This is a genomic window from Niveispirillum irakense DSM 11586 (assembly GCF_000429645.1).
Classification (GTDB): Bacteria; Pseudomonadota; Alphaproteobacteria; order Azospirillales; family Azospirillaceae; genus Niveispirillum; species Niveispirillum irakense.
The window spans coordinates 299,599-316,609 of record NZ_AUCG01000021.1; the positions used below are offsets into that span (position 1 = coordinate 299,599).

Sequence of the window (17,011 nt, forward strand, 5' to 3'; positions counted from 1 at the left end):
CGGGCTTAGTTTTGCATGACACCGGTGGCAATCGCCAGACAAAACTTGTGCGAAGCCGATGCCCGCGAGCCGCGGGGAAAGCTTGAAAAGGGGGTCAACCCCTGAAAAGCAACCTTTGGAGGAGGAAACATATGTCCCGGAATTTTAGCCGCGCCCGGCGCTTATTGGCTTTTGGTGCCTCTATTACCGCTTTGACCTTGGGGGCAGGTCTTGCGCAGGCGCAGGAAACCGCTGCGACGGAGAGCCTGGAAGAAATTGTTGTCACCGGTTTCCGTGCCAGCCTTGCCAACGCGCTGAACATCAAGCGCAACGCTGCCGGTGTTGTCGATGCGATTTCCGCTGAGGACATCGCGGATTTCCCCGATACCAATCTGGCGGAATCCATCCAGCGTATTCCCGGTGTGTCGATTGACAGGGACGCTGGCGAGGGGCGGTCGCTGACCGTGCGCGGGCTTTCATCGGAATTCACCCGTACCCGCATCAACGGGATTGAGGCGCAAGCCACGACGGGCGCGACGGACAGTTCCGGCGGCACTAACCGGGGCCGTGGTTTCGACTTCAATGTCTTTGCCTCTGAACTCTTCAATAACATCACTGTGCGCAAGACCGCTTCGGCGGAAGTGGAGGAGGGCTCTCTCGGCGCTACAGTCGATCTGCGCACCTCCCGCCCGTTTGATTTCGACGGTTTCACTGCCGCCGCGTCCGGTCAGATCGGTTATAATGACCTGTCGAAGAAGGCGAACCCGCGCGGCGCTGTCTTGCTGTCCAACACCTGGCTGGATAACCAGATCGGGGCGCTGCTTTCCGTCGCCTATTCGGAGCGCGATCTGCTGGAAGAAGGGTTCAGTTCGGTTCGCTGGGGCCCGGCCAATGGCGATAACGGCTTCCAGAACCCTGCTGCCCTGCCCGGTGGGGCGGCGGCTGCCGGCGGCATCTTCCATCCGCGTATCCCGCGCTATGGCCGCCTGGTTCACGACCAGGAACGCACCGGCGCCACGCTGTCGCTTCAGGCGCGCCCGGCGGAAGGCAACACGACCGTCACGTTCGATGCGCTTTATTCCAAGCTGAATAATACCCGCCAGGAAAACTTCCTGGAGGCTTGGTCCTTGAGCCGCAATGCCTCCCAGGGCGGCAAGCCGCAGGTGGATATCGTTTCGGCTGAGGTCGATCCGCGTACCGGGGAAATGGTCTATGCCGTGCTTGACGACATGGATATCCGCTCCGAACAGCGTTTCGATAAGCTGACGACGGAATTCCAGCAATATACGCTGAATGTGGAGCATGAATTCTCCGAGGCTTTCCGTGCCAGTGCCACGGGCGGCCGCGCCAAGTCTGATTTTGCAAACCCGATCCAGACCACGGTGCTGATGGATCGCCAGAATACGGATGGCTATAGCTGGGACTTCCGGAACAACCGTAACCTGCCGCTGATTTCCTACGGTTTCGACGTTACCGATCCGGCAGCCTGGACGATTGTGGGGCCGACCGGCGCGGTTCCGCGTTCGGAAATCCGGATGAATCCCAATTATCAGGTCAATATCTATGACACCGCGCAGGGCGGTTTCGAGTGGGATGCCACCGATGCGCTGACCCTGAAGGCTGGCGTGAACTGGAAGCGCTTCAAGTCCGACACCTCGGCCTATTCGCGTCCTTCGGCCACTTCCAATGTCGCGCCCGCACTGCCCGCAGGCACCAGCCTTGCCAGCATCACGACGCTGCTGAAAGGGTTCGGCAAGGGGCTTAACCTGCCCGATGGCACGCCGACCTCGTGGCTGGTGCCGGATCTGGAAGCATTTGCCCGCCTCTATAATTTCAACTGCAACTGCGATACCGGCGTACCGGGGGGTGATTTCCGCCTTCAGGGGCTGGAAAACACGTCCACCCTCGCCAACTGGCGCAATGTGAAAGAGGAATCGCTGGGCTTCTACGTCCAGGCGGACTGGGACATTTCGCTGGGCGACATGCCTTTCCGGGGTAATGTCGGCGTTCGCCGTGTTGATACGGACGTGACAGCAACCGGCTACTCCGCCGTTGCCGGCGTGGCGACCGCTGCCACGGGCAAGAACTCCTATAAGGACACGCTGCCCTCCATCAACCTGTCGCTGGAGCCGGTGGATGATCTGGTGCTGCGCGCTGCTGCGGCGAAGGTGATGTCTCGTCCGCCGGTCTCCAACCTGATCCCCGTCTTCACCCTGTCGGCGCTGAGTGCACCCAACCCCAGCGCATCGTTGGGGAACATTAATCTGGAGCCCTACCGGGCCAACACTTTCGACGCCTCTGTGGAATGGTATTTCGCCAAGGAATCGCTGATCTCCTTCGCTTATTTCTACAAGGATATCTCCACCTTCGTTCAGACGACGCAGCAGGTGATGACGTATGCCCAGTTGACGGCGCTCAACCCCACAGCCTTCCCGGCCGGTGGCGGACGTGACCCGAACCTGGAATATGTTTTCAGCACACCCACCAACACGCCGGGCGGCCCGCTGAAAGGGTTTGAAATCAGCTATCAGCAGCCGCTGACTTTCCTGCCGGACCTGTTATCCAATCTGGGCCTGCAGGTTAACTACACCCATGTGTCATCCAAGATCGACTACTGCCCGAATGCGGCCTGCGCCACCTTCGTGACCGCGGATCTTGTCAACCTGTCGCCCAATGCCTGGAACGCGACGCTTTATTATGATGATGGGGAGAAGTGGAACGCCCGTGTTTCCGCTGCTTACCGTTCCGGTTACTTCCAGCAGGTTCCGGCGGCCAATGCCGGCACCCGTGGCATCGTCGCCAATGGTAAATCCGCGACCACGACGATTGATGCCTCTGCCTCCTATAATGTGACGGAGAATTTCACCATCACGCTGGAAGCGCTCAACCTCACCGATGAGGCGAACCGTCAATATCATGGTGAACTGGATGGGGTGCGGAACAGCACCTATGTCTATCACCATACCGGTCGCCAGTTCTTCCTGGGTGCTCGATACAAGATGTAATGTTAAGGGTGCGGCGGGCATCTTAGTCCCGCCGCACCCTGCCTTTCCGGGGTGCTGATGCCGGGCTCCATTCTCAACCGTCGTTTATTCCTTCTGGGCTGTACCGCGCTTGCCGGCTGCCAGACTCTGCCGCCATCGTCCGCCGGACAGGTGCGGCGTGAGGAATGGGGGCGCATGCCGGATGGCGACCCTGTCTACCGCTTTACCCTGACGAACCGCCGCGGCAGCAGTGCCGCCGTCATGACATATGGGGCGGCGGTCACTTCCCTGCATATGCCCGACCGTGCCGGTCGTCACGGGGAGGTCGTTCTCGGTCTGGATGATTTTGAAGCCTACCGGACGCGGTCGCGGAATTTCGGAACCCTGGTTGGACGCTATGCCGGCCGTATCGCCAATGGCCGCTTTCCGCTGGACGGGCGGATGGTGCAACTGGAAACCGGCAGCAGTCGCCATAGCTCCCATGGGGGCCCCGTGGGTTTCGCCAAGCGGAACTGGCAGGGCGAGGCCGCTGATAACAAGGCCGGGCCGGCCGTGCGCTTCTCCCTGATAAGCGCTGATGGTGACCAGGGGTTCCCCGGCACCCTTTCCATCCAGGTCACCTATTGCCTGACGGATGATGACAGGTTGGCCCTGACAATCGAGGCCACCACCAGTGCCCCCACGGTCCTGAACCCGACCCATCATGGCTATTTCAACCTGGGTTATGACCATTCAAGGCCAGTCCACGATCATTTGCTGCGGGTGGAGGCGGATGGTTTCACCGCTTTTGGTCCCGATAAGCTGGTGACGGGGGAGATAAGACCGGTCGCGGGCACGGCGCTGGATTTTCGGGTGCCGAAACCCATCGGTCGGGACATTGGCTCATCAGAAGAGCAGATGCGTATCGGCAATGGCTATGACCATTGCTTCGTGATCCGGGGCCGATCTGGTGATTTGCGCCAAGCCGCGCGGGTTTTGGAGCCGCAAAGCGGCCGTGTCCTGGAATTATGGACGACGGAGCCAGGTGTGCAGTTCTTTACGGCCAACTCTGTTGATATGCCGGGCCGGAATGGTGTGCCTTACAGGCCGCATTGCGGCTTCTGCCTGGAACCCCAGCATTTCCAGGATAGTCCCAACCGGCCTGAATTTCCGTCCACGCTTCTGCGGCCGGGGCAAACCTTTCGCTCCCACAGCGAATATCGCTTCTCCACCTATGCAGTTTAAGCGCCTGGGCGCGGCACCCTGACGGGTATCGGCTTCAGTTGCGGCACTGGGATGATGCGCCTCGGTTTACCACCAGAGGGTGGCGCATCATCATAAGGCAGCAGCATCACGGCAAAGCCGATCTGCAGCCCGCCAATGGTCAAGCCAGTCAGGAAGGCGAAGGCCGATAACCCAACCCAGCCCATATCCGACAAGGCGGCCAAACTGCGCAGTCCAGCGAAATCAGCGGCGATGGCGGCACCTGCACCCATAATCCCCAGCAGAAAACCCAGGGCCGCATGGCGCAGCATGAAGCGGATGAGAAAAGGCATGGCACACCCTCCCTTTGCATCAACGAAGCACCCGTCAGCATAGGCCGGCCCGAGAACGGCGCCCTATGCCGGATTCCCGTGGGGGCAATGCCATAAACTCATCTTCTCCCCAAACCGTTCCGCCACTGTCCCACGGAGCAGTGGCAGAACGGTTTGATGCGACCAGGCGTGCCGCCTTGACACGTCTGGCCAGGCTCACACGTTCAGCAGCAGGTTCTCCCGCTCCCAGGAACTGATCACCCGCTGGTAGGCATCATATTCTGCCTGCTTGACATAGCCGACGGCAGAAACGAACCGGTCGCCCAACACTTCCTTCAACGGCTTGCAGCTATTGAATTTGGACAGCGCGTCGCCCTGATGGCGGGGCAGGGAGAAGGCCAGACGATGGGCGGAGCCTTTCACCGGGTCACTCGGCTCCAGCCCCTGGGCGATGCCGAGATAGCCGCAGGCCAGCGAAGCCGCAAGAGCGAGATAGGGGTTGGCATCGGCCCCGGCGACGCGGTTTTCCACCCGGCGCGCTTCCGGCGGGCTGACGGGAACCCGGAAACCGGTGGTGCGATTGTCCCGCCCCCAATGGACATTGATCGGGGCATCCGACCCCTGGACCAGCCGGCGGTAGGAATTGACGTTCGGGGCCAGCAGCGGCATCGCATAGGGCAGGAACTTCTGCAGCCCGGCAATGAAGCTCATGAACATGGGCGTGTCGGCGCCGTCGCTTGTGCTGAACAGATTCTGCCCCGTCTGGATATCCACCAGCGATTGATGGACATGCATGGCGCTGCCGGGCTCATTCTGCATCGGCTTGGCCATGAACGTGGCATAGACCTGATGCCGGATCGCCGCCTCGCGCACCGTGCGCTTGAACAGGAAGACCTGATCGGCCAGTTCCAGCGCATCACCGTGGTTGAAATTGATTTCAATCTGCGCGGCGCCGGCCTCATGGCTCATCGTATCGACGTCGATCTCCTGCTTTTCGCAGAAATCATAGACATCCTCGAAGATCGGATCGAACTCGTTCACGGCGTCGATGCCATAGGCCTGCCGCCCGCTTTCCTGCCGGCCGGATCGACCGATCGGGGGTACCAGCGGATAATCGGGGTCCTTATTCACCGCGACCAGGAAGAATTCCAGCTCCGGCGCTACGATGGGCTTCCAGCCGCGATCCTCGTACAATTTCAGGACGCGCTTCAGCACCGACCGGGGGGAGATATCGACGATGGAACCATCGGCGTAAAAACAGTCGCAGATCACCTGCGCCGTTGGTTCCGTATACCAGGGCACAACGCGGATCGTCTGGGGATCAGGCGCCATATAGACATCCCAATTCTCCACCGACGTTACATCCTCATCCTCCGGATATTCACCGGTCACGGTCTGGATGAAAATGGATTCCGGCAGGCGCAGCCCGCGATCCCGCATGATACGCAGGAACTTGTCTGCCGGGACGATCTTGCCCCGGGCAATACCGGACAGATCGGGGACCAGACATTCCACCTCGGTGATATGCCGGGCACGGATGAAATCTTCCAATGTACTCATGTTAACGCCGCGGGTTGGCGGCCCGGCTGCCACCGGCTGTCAGCCGGGCAGGCAATCCGATCCATGATGGTGCTACGCCCGCGACCCTCCGCGTTGTTGCAGCTTCGTCAGTATAGGCAGACGCGATGGGGGCGCGGCAAGGGGGGAATGCGCCAGGGCAAAGCCGCCAGCCATGGCGTTTATGGCGATGATCGGATAGAGAGGGCGATGAAAACCGATCTGGCGAATGGTGGGAGAGACGGGGGCGATGCAGCCGAAGCGGCCTGTGGCATTGGTGACGGGTGCGGCCAAGCGCATGGGCCGGCACATTGCCGAACGGCTGGTGAAGGCTGGCTGGGATGTCGGCGTCCATTATAACAGCGCGGCTGGCGAGGCTGAGGAGACAGTGCGCGCCCTGCAAGCGCTGGGGGGTTGCGCCGTCGCCTTGAAGGCAGAACTGGCAGACGCTGCCGAAACCGCGTCGCTACCGGAACGATTGGCCCGTGCGCTTGGCCCCCCCCGTCTGCTGGTCAACAATGCCAGCCTGTTCGAATATGACCGGATGGAGGATATGACGCCTGATGGTCTGGACCGGCTGCTGGCGGTTAACCTGAAAGCGCCGATCCTGCTGGCCCAGTCTTTCGCCGCCTGCTGCGACAGGCGGGATGATCCTGTGGTCATCAATCTGTTGGATCAGAAGGTGGTCAACCTGAACCCGGATTTTTTCAGCTATACGATCAGCAAGGCGGGCTTGAACGCGGCGACCCAGGTGATGGCCTGTGCTCTGGAAGGGCGGGTTCGGGTGCATGGGGTGGCACCGGGCCTGACCTTACCATCGGCCGACCAGACGGAAGAGGAGTTTCAGCGTGCCCATCGTCTGGCGCCGCTGGGCCGGGGCTCCACCCCCGACGATATCGCCAATGCCATCCTGTTCATCGCCGCTGTTCCCGGCTATGCCAGCGATCTGCTGGTGGTGGATGGCGGGCAGCATCTGCTGCCCAGTAAACGTGACGTGATGTATGTTGTTCGAGGAGAAAATTAATGTTCGCGCCTGCGCTTGACGAGGCTCGCCTGAAGCTCATCTCAGCCATGGGCGAGTCAAGGGTGATCTATCTGCGGAACCTCTCCATCCCGACCTCGATCGGCATTCACGATTTCGAGAAGGCGGCGCCGCAGCGGATTATTATCAATGCGGAACTGTTCCTGCGTCCTCTCACCCTGACCCGGGACGAGATTGACGAGGTGCTGGATTATGACGCCCTGCGCCGGGGTATCACGACCCTGGCCATGAGCCGTCACTGGAACCTGCAGGAAACGCTGGTGGAGCAGATCCTTCAGCTTTGTCTCGGTTACGAAATGGTGATTGGTGCCCGGATCAGCACCGAAAAGCCGGATGTCTATCCAGATTGCGATGCCGTGGGCCTGGAATTCATCCGTTTCAAGTCGTTGGGGTGACAGACGCAGCGGCGGCGGGTAGCATCGCCCGGCTTGCGTTCGTTTAGGGAATGTCGAACCATGTCCGCTCTCCGCCTGCCTGTTCTGCTCGCTGGCCTGATCGCCGCCACGCTCTCGGTGCTGCCTGTTCGGGCGGCCGAGAAATTCGTCTTCATGACCGACTGGGTGGCGCAGGCAGAACAGGGCGGATTTTATCAGGCGCTGGCCACCGGCCTTTATGCCAAACGGGGGCTGACGGTGGAAATCCGCCCCGGTGGCACGGGGGTTGAGCCGCAGCGCCTGCTGGCGGCGGGTGCCATTGACGGGGCGATGGGGTCCAGCGGCTTTTTCCCGCTTAATCTGGTGCAGATTGGTGCGCCCGTCGTCACTGTGGCCGCCCTGTTCCAGAAAGACCCCTGGATGCTGATGACGCATCCTCGCGACGACGTCAAAAATCTGGCGGATATGAAAGGAAAGCCGATCCATATCGGTGATCCCTCCGTGAATACCATCTGGCGCTGGCTGGCATCGCGCTATGGTTTTACGGATAATCAGATCCGGAAATACAGCTTCAATATCGCGCCCTTCCTTGTTGATAAAAAGGCCATTCAACAGGGCTATATCACGTCTGAACCTTTCACCGCCGAAAAGGCGGGCGTGAAGCCGCAGACATTTCTGCTGGCTGATTACGGCTATGGTTCTTATTCCGCCCTGATCATGGTGCGGCGGGATACGCTGGAAAAGCGGGAGGCGGTGGTTAAGGCCTTTGTCGAGGCCAGCATAGAAGGCTGGTACGCCTATCTGACGGGCGATCCGGCGCCGGCCCATGCCCTGATCAAAAAACAGAACCCGGATATTGATGATGCCACGCTGGCCTATGCCCGCCAGAAGATGATCGATTACGGGTTGGTCCTGGGTGGGGATGCCGAAAGCCGCGGCGTTGGCACAATGGATGCTGACCGCTGGGAAGATTTCACGAATGAAATGAAAAATTTGGGGATTTATCCGGCAGATCTGGATTGGCGGCGGGGCGTGGATTTTCGCTTCGTTGGGGACGGACAGGGACTGGCGTTGAAGCCGTGAGTGCTGATCCCCTTCTGAGACTGGATGCCGTCACGCTGTCCTACCCTAATGGCACCAGGGCCCTGGCGGGGGTTGATCTGACGGTCGCAGCGGGAGAGTTCCTGTCCCTGCTGGGGCCGTCTGGTTGTGGCAAAAGCACGGTCCTGCGTCTGGTGGCCGGTCTTTTGTCCCCCACCTCAGGGCAGGTTGAATGGACCCGGCCAGCCGCACGTGGCGATATCGGTTTCGTCTTTCAGGAACCAACATTGATGCCCTGGGCCACGATCCGCGCCAATGTCCGCTTGCCACTGGACCTGGCGGGTGTTGGACGGGCGGAAGGTGATAGCAGGGCGTTGGCAGAGCTGGAAAAAGTCGGTCTGTCCGATTTTGCCGATGCCTATCCGCGCGAACTGTCCGGCGGGATGAAGATGCGGGCCGCCCTGGCGCGGGCCTTGGTGACGCGGCCTGGCCTGTTGTTGCTGGACGAACCTTTCGCTGCTCTGGATGAGATCACCCGTTTGAAGTTGAACGATGATCTGCTGGCGCTCTGGCGGCATGGCGGTTTCACCGTCCTGTTCGTCACCCATAGTGTTTTTGAGAGCGTGTACCTGTCCAGCCGCATTGCGGTGATGGGCCCGCGGCCAGGTCGTATCGTTGGCGAAATGATGGTCGATCTGCCGCCGGAGCGCGATCTGGCGACCCGCACCGGCACCCTTTATGGCGCGCAGTGCCGGGCCGTGTCAGCCTTGCTGGAAACAGCCATGGCACCGGCCAGCAATACCGGCAGAGGGGCGGGATGAAGGAATTGATCCAGCGTTCCGGCCTTTGGCTGCTCCCGCCGCTTTTCGGGTTGATCTTGCTGGGCGCCTGGGAAGGGGCGATCCGGTATTGGGAAGTGCCGCCTTATCTGATGCCAGCGCCCAGCGCCGTGCTGGCCGCCCTTTGGGGTGACGCGGCTTTGTTGCTTGGCTCGCTCTGGTTGACCCTTGTGATCACCTTGCAGGCTTTCCTGCTGGCGGTGGTCAGCGGTGTCGCGCTGGCGCTGCTGTTCAGCCAGTCGCGGCTGGCAGCGGCGGCGCTTTATCCCTATGCCGTCATCTTGCAGGTAACGCCGATTGTCGCTATCGCGCCACTCGTCGTGATCTGGGTGGGTTATGAGCGGGTCAATCTGGCCTTGCTGATTCTGGCCTGGATTGTCGCGTTTTTCCCCATTCTCTCCAACATGACCCTGGGCTTGCGGGCGGTGGACCCCAATCTGCGCGATCTGTTCCACCTGTATGGTGCCAGCCGCTGGCAAATATTGTGGCGACTGCAACTGCCTTCGGCCTTGCCCTATCTGCTGGCGGGTATGAAAATTTCCGGCGGGTTGGCGCTGATTGGTGCCGTGGTCGCAGAATTCGTGGCGGGATCGGGCACGGCATCTGGTCTCGCATGGCGCATCATTGAATCCGGGAACCGGTTGAACATGCCCCGTCTATTCGCGGCATTGACACTGCTTTCCCTGTTGGGCATGACGATTTTCGGGTTGCTTTCGCTGATCCAGCGTCTGTTGCTGGCACGGTGGCATGAAAGCGAGCTTTCCAAGGCGGGGCGGTAGCGAAAGGTTGAAAGCCTTTTCAAGCCCGCCTCATCCTACCTCCTTGGCGGTATTCAGGTATTGACCCATCACGGCCTGTGATATCAAGTGGACCGACCGTATCCATTTCGGTGCGCAGCAGATAGGGCCAGGGTGCAAACGGGAACCATCAGATCGGCATGGGAAGAGGGCCAGTTTGTGCTGGCCGCTGCCGGGCGATGGGATATCGCGTCGGCACAAAGCCTGGAGCCGCAATTAAGGGTTCAAGACCCCGGCAAGCGTAACAGTTCCATCTGCCTTGATCTGGCGGATATGACGGCTCTCGACACCGCCGGCGCCTTGTTGCTGGACCGGCTGATCCGCCGCCTGCGGGGGCAGGGGCACAAGGTTGCCATCGTCGGCGCGCGGAGCGATCTCTGCCAGCTTCTGATGGATGTGCAGCGTATCACCAATGGGGAGCCGCGACCGGAGATACCGGAAGGCCCCCGTTTTCCCGCCCTCTATCAGCTCGGTTTCGTAACGGTCAGCCTTTGGCATGGGGTCTTGTCCATGCTGAACTTTCTCGGGCTGGTCATGGTCACGCTCGGGCGCCTGCTGCTGCAACCCTCGCGTATCCGGTGGAAACCCTTCATTTTCCATCTCCAGCAGACGGGGCTGAATTCGCTTCCGATCATCGGGCTGCTCTCTTTCCTCATCGGCATTGTTTTGGCCTATCAGGGCGCGGATCAGCTTCGTCGTTTCGGTGCCGAAATCTATGTCGTCAATCTGCTGGGGATCGGCGTTCTGCGCGAAATCGGCATCCTGATGACGTCGATCATCGTGGCCGGGCGATCGGGATCGGCCTTCACGGCCCAGATCGGGACGATGAAGGTCAATCAGGAGATTGATGCCATGCGGACCCTGGGCCTGGACCCGTTGGAACTGCTGGTATTGCCGCGCATGATTGCCCTGTTGATCGCGCTGCCCCTGGTGGCCTTCTATGCCAATATCGTTGCCCTGACGGGGGGGGCGGTGATGGCCTACTCCTATCTCGATATCGGTTTTGTCCAGTTTACCCGCCAGCTACAGATCGCGGTCACCCCCTCCACCCTGTTCGTGGGGATGGTCAAGGCACCGGTCTTTGCCGTGGTCATCGCGCTGGTCGGTTGCTATCAGGGCCTGCGGGTCACGGGCAGCGCGGAATCGGTTGGCCTGCTGACAACGAAGTCGGTCGTGCTGTCGATCTTCCTGGTCATTGTGCTTGATGCCGTCTTCTCCATCCTTTTCTCTTATCTCGGGGTGTGATGTGACGGTGGTCCCCCCGCAACAGCCCCCAGTCATTCGGATCAAGGGTCTGCGTACGGCCTTCGGTCGACAGATTGTGCATGATGGTGTCGATCTGACGGTGCGGAAGGGCGAAGTCCTGGGTCTTGTCGGCGGGTCTGGTACGGGCAAGTCCGTTCTGCTGCGCGAAATTGTCGGCCTGATGGAGCCAACTGCGGGGACTGTGGAGGTGCTGGGCAAGGACACGCGCCGCATCCCTGAGCGGGAGCGTATCGCCCTCCAGGCCCGCTGGGGCATGCTGTTCCAGGATGGGGCGCTGTTCAGCTCGCTGACCGTGCTGGAGAATATCCAGGTGCCGTTGAAGGAGCATACTGCCCTTCCCCGGGAGATGATTGAGGAGATTGCCCGCATCAAGGTTGCCATGGTGGGGCTGCCGGCCGATGCGGGTGTCAAATATCCATCCCAGCTTTCCGGCGGCATGCGCAAGCGTGCCGGCTTGGCGCGGGCCCTGGCGATGGACCCGGAAATCCTGTTCCTGGACGAACCCACGGCCGGGCTGGACCCGATCAGCGCCAATGCTTTTGACGAGTTGATCGGCAACCTGCAGAAAAGCCTGGGTCTGACGGTCGTTATGGTGACCCACGATCTCGACAGCCTTTATGCCATCTGCGACCGTGTGGCCGTGCTGGTGGATAAAAAAGTTGTCGTCGGTACGATCAATGATTTGCTGGGCCAGGATCATCCCTGGATCCGGGATTATTTCCATGGACCGCGCGGCCGCGCGGCCAGCGCGGCGAAGGGATGAGGCATGGAAACGAAGGCCAACTATACGGCGGTCGGCGCCTTTGTGCTGGCCCTGGCGGCCGGGGTCATGTTCTTCGTGATCTGGCTGGCAAAAATCCAGTTCGATAAGGATGTGCAGCCCTATTACATCATGATGTCGGGTACCGTGACCGGCCTGCTGGAAGGCAGCCCTGTGCGTTATCGCGGAGTCAGTGTGGGCAGCGTCACCGATATCCGCATCAATCCGGAGAATGTGGAGCAGGTGCGGGTGACGGTGGAAGTGCCGCAGGATACCCCGATCAAGACCGATGCGGTCGCCTCGCTGGAGCCGGTGGGCGTGACCGGTGGCGTTTATATCGAGATTGCCGGCGGCAGCAATGATGCGCCGCTGCTGCGGGATCAGACATCGGATATTCCTGTCATTCCCTCCCGGATCAGCGCCATTGCCTCCATGCTGCAAAAAGCTCCGGAAATGCTGGACAAGCTGGTCGACCTGTCAGCGCGTCTTTCGACCCTGCTGAATGAGGAGAACCAGCAGGCCATCGGCACCGTGCTTGCCAACCTGGCTGAAACCAGCGGGGAGGCCAATCAGACAATGCGCAATGCCAATCTGCTGATTTCCGATCTGCGTCGGCAGGTTGATGTGTTGGGCGCCCAGACCCGCACGCTGCTGGCCACCACCAATGATACGATGGGCAAGGTTGGGGCCGATGCGAGTGTCATCACCCGTGAACTGGCCCAGACAACGCGGGAGGTCAACAAGCTCTCCGCCTCGCTTGCCGGGATGATCGAGGAAAACCGGGAACCGATCCGCGATTTCACGGCCACAGGTCTTTATGATCTGAGCCAGCTTCTGATCCATCTTCAGGATCTGACATCCAATTTGAGCCGCGTTGCGCGGCGTCTGGAACGTGACCCGGCCGATCTGCTGTTCGGCGGCAACTCGGGAGTGAATGCAGAATGAAGACCCTCCGATCCGGTTCGATGATCGCCCGTCGGGGCGTGCTGGCAGCGGTCGGCACAGGTCTTCTGACGCTGGGCGCCTGCTCCCCGGCAAGGCTGTTTAATGCTGGCCCTCCGCCGCGCCTCTATATGCTGACCCCGGCGCGTGAATTCACCGCCGGGTTGGAGCGCGCGCAGTGGCAATTGCTGGTGGAGACGCCACTGGCGAATAACGGCATCGACACGCCCCGCATCGCCCTGGGCGAGACCAGTAACCGGATGACCTATTATGCCGCGGCCAATTGGGTGGATACGGCCCCGGACATGATGCAGACCCTGCTGGTTGAGAGCTTCGAGAATAGCCGCCGCATTGTGGCGGTTGGGGTGGAGCGCTCAGGCCTGCGTGCCGACTTCATTTTGAAAACCGATCTTCGCGACTTCCAGGCCAATTACGCTGGCGCGGATCCCACGGTGACGGCACCGGAAGCGGTGGTAAGGATCAATGCAAAGCTGGTCCGTATGCCACGGCGCAACATCGTCGCCAGTGACACTTTCGAGGCGCGGGTGACCGCCTCCAGCCCGGCCTTGACGGATATTGTCGCGGCCATGGACAATGCGACCGGCGCAGTGCTGCGGCGGATTGTGGAATGGACGCTGCAGCAGGGCATGACCAATGTGAGCATGGACCCGCTGCCCCGCTCCATCGGGCGGTGACCTGCGCCTTTCTTCTACCTTGCTGACGGGAATTACGGCTTTTGTCTTTCCGGAAAATCCGCTTATCCATTGGCCGGGTGACGGTCGCCCTGGCCATCGCCCCGCTTATGCTCGCCGGTATTGCGTTGCCTGCCAGCGCCCAGCAACCAGCGGCGGACCCCGCCCCGTCACGGGGGCGTCCGCTTGTCATCGCCACGGGGGCCGTTACTGGACTTTATTATCCAGCCGCCGGGGCAATCTGCCGGATCATGAATCAGGAACGGGTGCGCCACGGTTACCGCTGTCTGGTAGAGGCGACCTCCGGCCCCGTTTATAACCTGAATGCCCTGCGCTCGGGCGAGGCGGATATGGCCCTGGTCCAGTCCGACTGGCAGCGCATGGCTTATAAGGGAGAGGGGCGTTTTGCCGCCGCGGGTCCTTTTGGTGAATTGCGGGCCGTGGCAAGCCTGCATATGGAAACCCTGGTTCTGCTGGCGCGCCCGGAAGCCGGTATCGTTGCGCTGGCGGACCTGAAGGGCAAGCGGGTCAATCATGGCCCTCGTGGTTCCGCCCTGCGCAATCTGGCAGATATGGCGATCATGGCCGCCGGATTGAAGGAAAAGGACGACGAGGCGGAGGAGATGGGACCGGATCAGTCGGTCAAGGCTCTCTGCGATGGTGGTCTTGATGCTGCTTTCCTGGCCGTTGGCCATCCCAACAGCGCTGTTGATCAGGCAATCACATCATGTGGGGCCGTGCCGGTTCCACTGTCCGGCCCGGCGATGGATACGCTGCTGGCTGAACATCCCGAACTGGCGGTGGCAACCGTCCCAGCGGCGCTCTATAAAGGCCTGGAAAATGATGTCGCCACCATTGGCGTGGTGGCAACGCTGGTGGCGCGTGCCGATGCCGATGATGCGGCAGTGGCTGAGATTGTCCGGGTGCTGACGCGGGAAACGGAAGATCTGGCTGCCCAGCATCCGCTTTTCTCCAGCATTGATCAGTCGCGCCTGCCCACAGCCGGCCGCACGGCACCGCTTCACCCCGCGGCGGAGAAGGCCACTGCCACCCCGCCTAAATCGAAATAGAATGCAGCCGTGTGTGGTCAGGTCGTGCTAGGCTTGTGCACAGGGTTGACCGGATGGGTATGTAATTCATCCATCTTGCAGCAGGTTCGGTGTCTATGAAAGACGTGGCGCGGCTGGACGATGACCAACTGAGTGATTTATTGGCCGTCGCCCGTGAACTTGTTGAATGTGAAAGAATATTGTCAAAGACCAAGGACAATATTTTAACCCTTCTTCTGAACGGGTTGCCTGAAAACGACATGCGGCATTATCCGGAAACGGATGTTTATGATGCCGAACACCATGCTCAATATTATTTTCACGCCCATCCTGTGGGCAGTCAGCCCCTGGGCGAGGTGGGGCATTTCCATACATTCCTGCGACCCCTGGGGATGCCGGAAGGGGTTGCCCCGCTGGCCGCGGCGGAGCCGGCCCCCGATCTTGATGGGAATAGTGCCCTGTCGCATTTGGTCGGCGTGGCGCTGGATGGGCTGGGCCGGCCTGTCCGGCTTTTTACGACCAATCGCTGGGTGACGGGGGAAACCTGGTATCCGGCAAGCGATGTGGTGCGCATGTTAGATGGGTTTGTCATTGATCATGCAAGGCCGAACTGGGTGATCAATCGCTGGCTTACGGCGCTGGTCCGCTTTTACCATCAGCCGATCCGGGAGCTTTTGGCGCAAAGGGATGCGGCGCTGGCCGTTTTCCGGGAGAATAACCCCGAGTCTTTCGCGTATGACGACCGGATGCTCGAAGTGCTATCGGAATTACGGATCGACATGGTTGATCGTGTCCGCTTGGTCGAGCGGGAGGCGCAGGAAAGGCGTCGAAAACGCCGCCGCCAGCCGGAGACAGGTCTGCATGTCGCAAACATTGGCGGTTAATGCGGAAATCATATCCCCCTTGTGGTCAGTGTCTTCATTTTGGCGTTCGCAATTATGCCCGCCCTGCACTAAATTTAATCGGTAAGAAACCCGGTTAGGCATTTGCAATGCCGCGCCATCTGATCCGTTCACGGGGAGGCTTCAAGCCCGATGTCCGATATGCTGACCCAGCAGGATGTGCAGCGGCTGCTGACCGACCCTTCGCCCAATACCCGTGCGGAAATGGCGGAGAAGGTGGCGGCACAGTTTTCCGCAACCGCCATCACAGCTTCTGAACGGGCCCTGGCGGAGGATATCGTTCGTCTCATGGCGCGTGATGTTGCGACGCGCGTCCGCGTCGCGCTCGCCGACAGCCTGAAACGCAATGCCTCCATTCCCCATGATGTCGCGCTTTCTCTGGCACGTGATGTTGAGGAAGTGGCGCTGCCGTTCATTGAAGTATCGACTGTGCTGACGGATTCCGATCTGGTGGAGATCGTCCGTAGCGGTTCGTCTGAAAAACAGACAGCCGTGGCGCGTCGTCCGGAGGTCAGCGCTCATGTCGCGGGCGAACTGGTGGAGCGGGGCAGCGAGAAGGTCGTGGCCACCCTGATGGCCAATGACACGGCGGAGATTGATGAACAGGTCTTCAGCCGCGCCTTGGACCGGTTCCCGGATAGCAAGGACGTTGCGGAGCCGATGGTTGGCCGTTCCCGCCTGCCTGCGACCGTGGCAGAACGGCTGGTGGCGCTGGTTTCCGAACAATTGCGGGAACGGCTGGTGGCCAAACATGATTTGTCGGCTAATCTTGCTGCCGATGTCGTGCTGCAATCCCGTGAGCGCGCCACCTATGGGCTGGTTGGCGGCATGGGCGATGCCGAGTTGGAGCGGCTGGTGGCGCAACTGCGCCGCAGCAACCGCCTGACCCCGTCGCTGCTGCTGCGGGCCCTGTGCATGGGCGATGTGCCGTTCCTGGAAATGGCCATGGCACAGTTGGGTCAGGTGCCGGTCAGCAACGCGCGTCTTTTGATCCATGATGCGGGCCGTCTGGGCCTTAAATCCCTGTTCGATCGCACGGGCCTGCCGCCCAAGCTCTATCCGGCGTTGCGGATTGCCATGGATGTGGCGAACGAGACCGAATTTGACGGGCTGGACCATGATCTGGAACGCCACCGCCGCCGGATGCTGGAGCGGATACTGACCCAGTTCGAGGAATTGGCCAGTGAGGATGTGGATTACCTGCTGACCAAACTGAGTGATCTGCGGGTCGCGGCGGCCTGACAGGGAACCGGCACCCATTCCATCCTGTTGC

16 protein-coding genes are annotated in these 17,011 nt (G+C 60.7%); 14 read left to right on the top strand and 2 right to left on the bottom strand.

All coding sequences use genetic code 11. The features are described from left to right. Nucleotides 1-131: 131 nt before the first annotated feature. Nucleotides 132-2,984, top strand: coding sequence for a TonB-dependent receptor (locus tag G473_RS0110300; RefSeq protein ID WP_051330123.1), 2,853 nt, complete (start codon nucleotides 132-134; stop codon nucleotides 2,982-2,984). A 57-nt stretch (nucleotides 2,985-3,041) separates the two neighbouring features. Then, nucleotides 3,042-4,187 carry an aldose epimerase family protein gene (locus G473_RS0110305; RefSeq protein ID WP_029013027.1) on the top strand — a complete coding sequence of 382 codons (1,146 nt, stop codon included), beginning with the start codon at nucleotides 3,042-3,044 and terminating at the stop codon, nucleotides 4,185-4,187. Here the strand turns inward: G473_RS0110305 and G473_RS26265 are convergent. After that, a complete protein-coding gene (locus G473_RS26265) occupies nucleotides 4,184-4,498 on the bottom strand; it encodes a hypothetical protein (RefSeq protein WP_051330125.1) in 315 nt (104 codons plus the stop codon). The genes G473_RS0110305 and G473_RS26265 overlap by 4 nt on opposite strands. A 195-nt stretch (nucleotides 4,499-4,693) precedes the next feature. Beyond that, the gene (locus G473_RS0110315) at nucleotides 4,694-6,037 is read right to left on the bottom strand and encodes a glutamine synthetase family protein (RefSeq protein WP_029013028.1); all 1,344 of its coding nucleotides are present in this window, start codon (nucleotides 6,035-6,037) and stop codon (nucleotides 4,694-4,696) included. Between the two features lie 247 nt (nucleotides 6,038-6,284). On the opposite strand from G473_RS0110315, the gene G473_RS0110320 reads away from it, so the two are divergent. The 12 genes from G473_RS0110320 to spbR all read left to right on the top strand — a co-directional run bounded on the left by G473_RS0110320 (nucleotide 6,285) and on the right by spbR (nucleotide 16,980). Next, on the top strand, nucleotides 6,285-7,058 hold the full coding sequence (locus G473_RS0110320; RefSeq protein ID WP_035706473.1) for an SDR family oxidoreductase: 774 nt from the start codon (nucleotides 6,285-6,287) through the stop codon (nucleotides 7,056-7,058). Beyond that, nucleotides 7,058-7,471: a dihydroneopterin aldolase gene (locus tag G473_RS0110325; protein ID WP_029013030.1), complete on the top strand. Its 414-nt coding sequence runs from the start codon at nucleotides 7,058-7,060 to the stop codon at nucleotides 7,469-7,471. The genes G473_RS0110320 and G473_RS0110325 overlap by 1 nt, the downstream gene beginning before the upstream one ends. A 60-nt stretch (nucleotides 7,472-7,531) precedes the next feature. Next, a complete protein-coding gene (locus G473_RS0110330; RefSeq protein ID WP_029013031.1) occupies nucleotides 7,532-8,533 on the top strand; it encodes an ABC transporter substrate-binding protein in 1,002 nt (333 codons plus the stop codon). Beyond that, nucleotides 8,530-9,312 (top strand): ABC transporter ATP-binding protein, encoded by a 783-nt coding sequence (locus tag G473_RS26270; protein ID WP_035706476.1) that lies wholly within the window; start codon nucleotides 8,530-8,532, stop codon nucleotides 9,310-9,312. Before G473_RS0110330 ends, G473_RS26270 begins: the two co-directional genes overlap by 4 nt. After that, nucleotides 9,309-10,109, top strand: coding sequence for an ABC transporter permease (locus G473_RS0110340; protein ID WP_029013032.1), 801 nt, complete (start codon nucleotides 9,309-9,311; stop codon nucleotides 10,107-10,109). Before G473_RS26270 ends, G473_RS0110340 begins: the two co-directional genes overlap by 4 nt. A 177-nt stretch (nucleotides 10,110-10,286) precedes the next feature. Beyond that, a complete protein-coding gene (locus G473_RS0110345) occupies nucleotides 10,287-11,372 on the top strand; it encodes an MlaE family ABC transporter permease (RefSeq protein WP_245580035.1) in 1,086 nt (361 codons plus the stop codon). A gap of 1 nt (nucleotide 11,373) precedes the next feature. After that, the gene (locus G473_RS0110350) at nucleotides 11,374-12,156 is read left to right on the top strand and encodes an ABC transporter ATP-binding protein (protein WP_029013034.1); all 783 of its coding nucleotides are present in this window, start codon (nucleotides 11,374-11,376) and stop codon (nucleotides 12,154-12,156) included. Nucleotides 12,157-12,159: 3 nt separating this feature from the next. After that, the gene (locus G473_RS0110355; RefSeq protein ID WP_029013035.1) at nucleotides 12,160-13,098 is read left to right on the top strand and encodes an MlaD family protein; all 939 of its coding nucleotides are present in this window, start codon (nucleotides 12,160-12,162) and stop codon (nucleotides 13,096-13,098) included. After that, complete coding sequence (locus G473_RS0110360; protein WP_245580036.1) at nucleotides 13,095-13,790, top strand: ABC-type transport auxiliary lipoprotein family protein; 696 nt, start codon at nucleotides 13,095-13,097, stop codon at nucleotides 13,788-13,790. Before G473_RS0110355 ends, G473_RS0110360 begins: the two co-directional genes overlap by 4 nt. A gap of 41 nt (nucleotides 13,791-13,831) precedes the next feature. After that, entirely contained in the window at nucleotides 13,832-14,857 is a 1,026-nt protein-coding gene (locus G473_RS0110365) for a TAXI family TRAP transporter solute-binding subunit (RefSeq protein WP_051330126.1), read from the top strand. Nucleotides 14,858-14,952: 95 nt separating this feature from the next. Beyond that, nucleotides 14,953-15,720, top strand: a complete 768-nt coding sequence (locus G473_RS0110370; protein WP_029013038.1) for a DUF6969 family protein — start codon at nucleotides 14,953-14,955, stop codon at nucleotides 15,718-15,720. Between the two features lie 150 nt (nucleotides 15,721-15,870). After that, nucleotides 15,871-16,980, top strand: a complete 1,110-nt coding sequence (gene spbR / locus G473_RS0110375) for a SpbR family protein (protein WP_029013039.1) — start codon at nucleotides 15,871-15,873, stop codon at nucleotides 16,978-16,980. Nucleotides 16,981-17,011 lie beyond the last annotated feature (31 nt).

Excerpts from the sequence above, each read along its gene's own strand:
- G473_RS0110360 (WP_245580036.1), top strand. The coding sequence starts at position 13,095 with ATGAAGACCCTCCGATCCGGTTCGATGATCGCCCGTCGGGGCGTGCTG.
- G473_RS0110355 (WP_029013035.1), top strand. The coding sequence starts at position 12,160 with ATGGAAACGAAGGCCAACTATACGGCGGTCGGCGCCTTTGTGCTGGCC.
- G473_RS0110300 (WP_051330123.1), top strand. The coding sequence starts at position 132 with ATGTCCCGGAATTTTAGCCGCGCCCGGCGCTTATTGGCTTTTGGTGCC.
- G473_RS0110320 (WP_035706473.1), top strand. The coding sequence starts at position 6,285 with ATGCAGCCGAAGCGGCCTGTGGCATTGGTGACGGGTGCGGCCAAGCGC.
- G473_RS0110340 (WP_029013032.1), top strand. The coding sequence starts at position 9,309 with ATGAAGGAATTGATCCAGCGTTCCGGCCTTTGGCTGCTCCCGCCGCTT.
- G473_RS0110305 (WP_029013027.1), top strand. The coding sequence starts at position 3,042 with ATGCCGGGCTCCATTCTCAACCGTCGTTTATTCCTTCTGGGCTGTACC.
- spbR (WP_029013039.1), top strand. The coding sequence starts at position 15,871 with ATGTCCGATATGCTGACCCAGCAGGATGTGCAGCGGCTGCTGACCGAC.
- G473_RS0110315 (WP_029013028.1), bottom strand. The coding sequence starts at position 6,037 with ATGAGTACATTGGAAGATTTCATCCGTGCCCGGCATATCACCGAGGTG.
- G473_RS0110370 (WP_029013038.1), top strand. The coding sequence starts at position 14,953 with ATGAAAGACGTGGCGCGGCTGGACGATGACCAACTGAGTGATTTATTG.
- G473_RS0110330 (WP_029013031.1), top strand. The coding sequence starts at position 7,532 with ATGTCCGCTCTCCGCCTGCCTGTTCTGCTCGCTGGCCTGATCGCCGCC.
- G473_RS0110325 (WP_029013030.1), top strand. The coding sequence starts at position 7,058 with ATGTTCGCGCCTGCGCTTGACGAGGCTCGCCTGAAGCTCATCTCAGCC.
- G473_RS26265 (WP_051330125.1), bottom strand. The coding sequence starts at position 4,498 with ATGCCTTTTCTCATCCGCTTCATGCTGCGCCATGCGGCCCTGGGTTTT.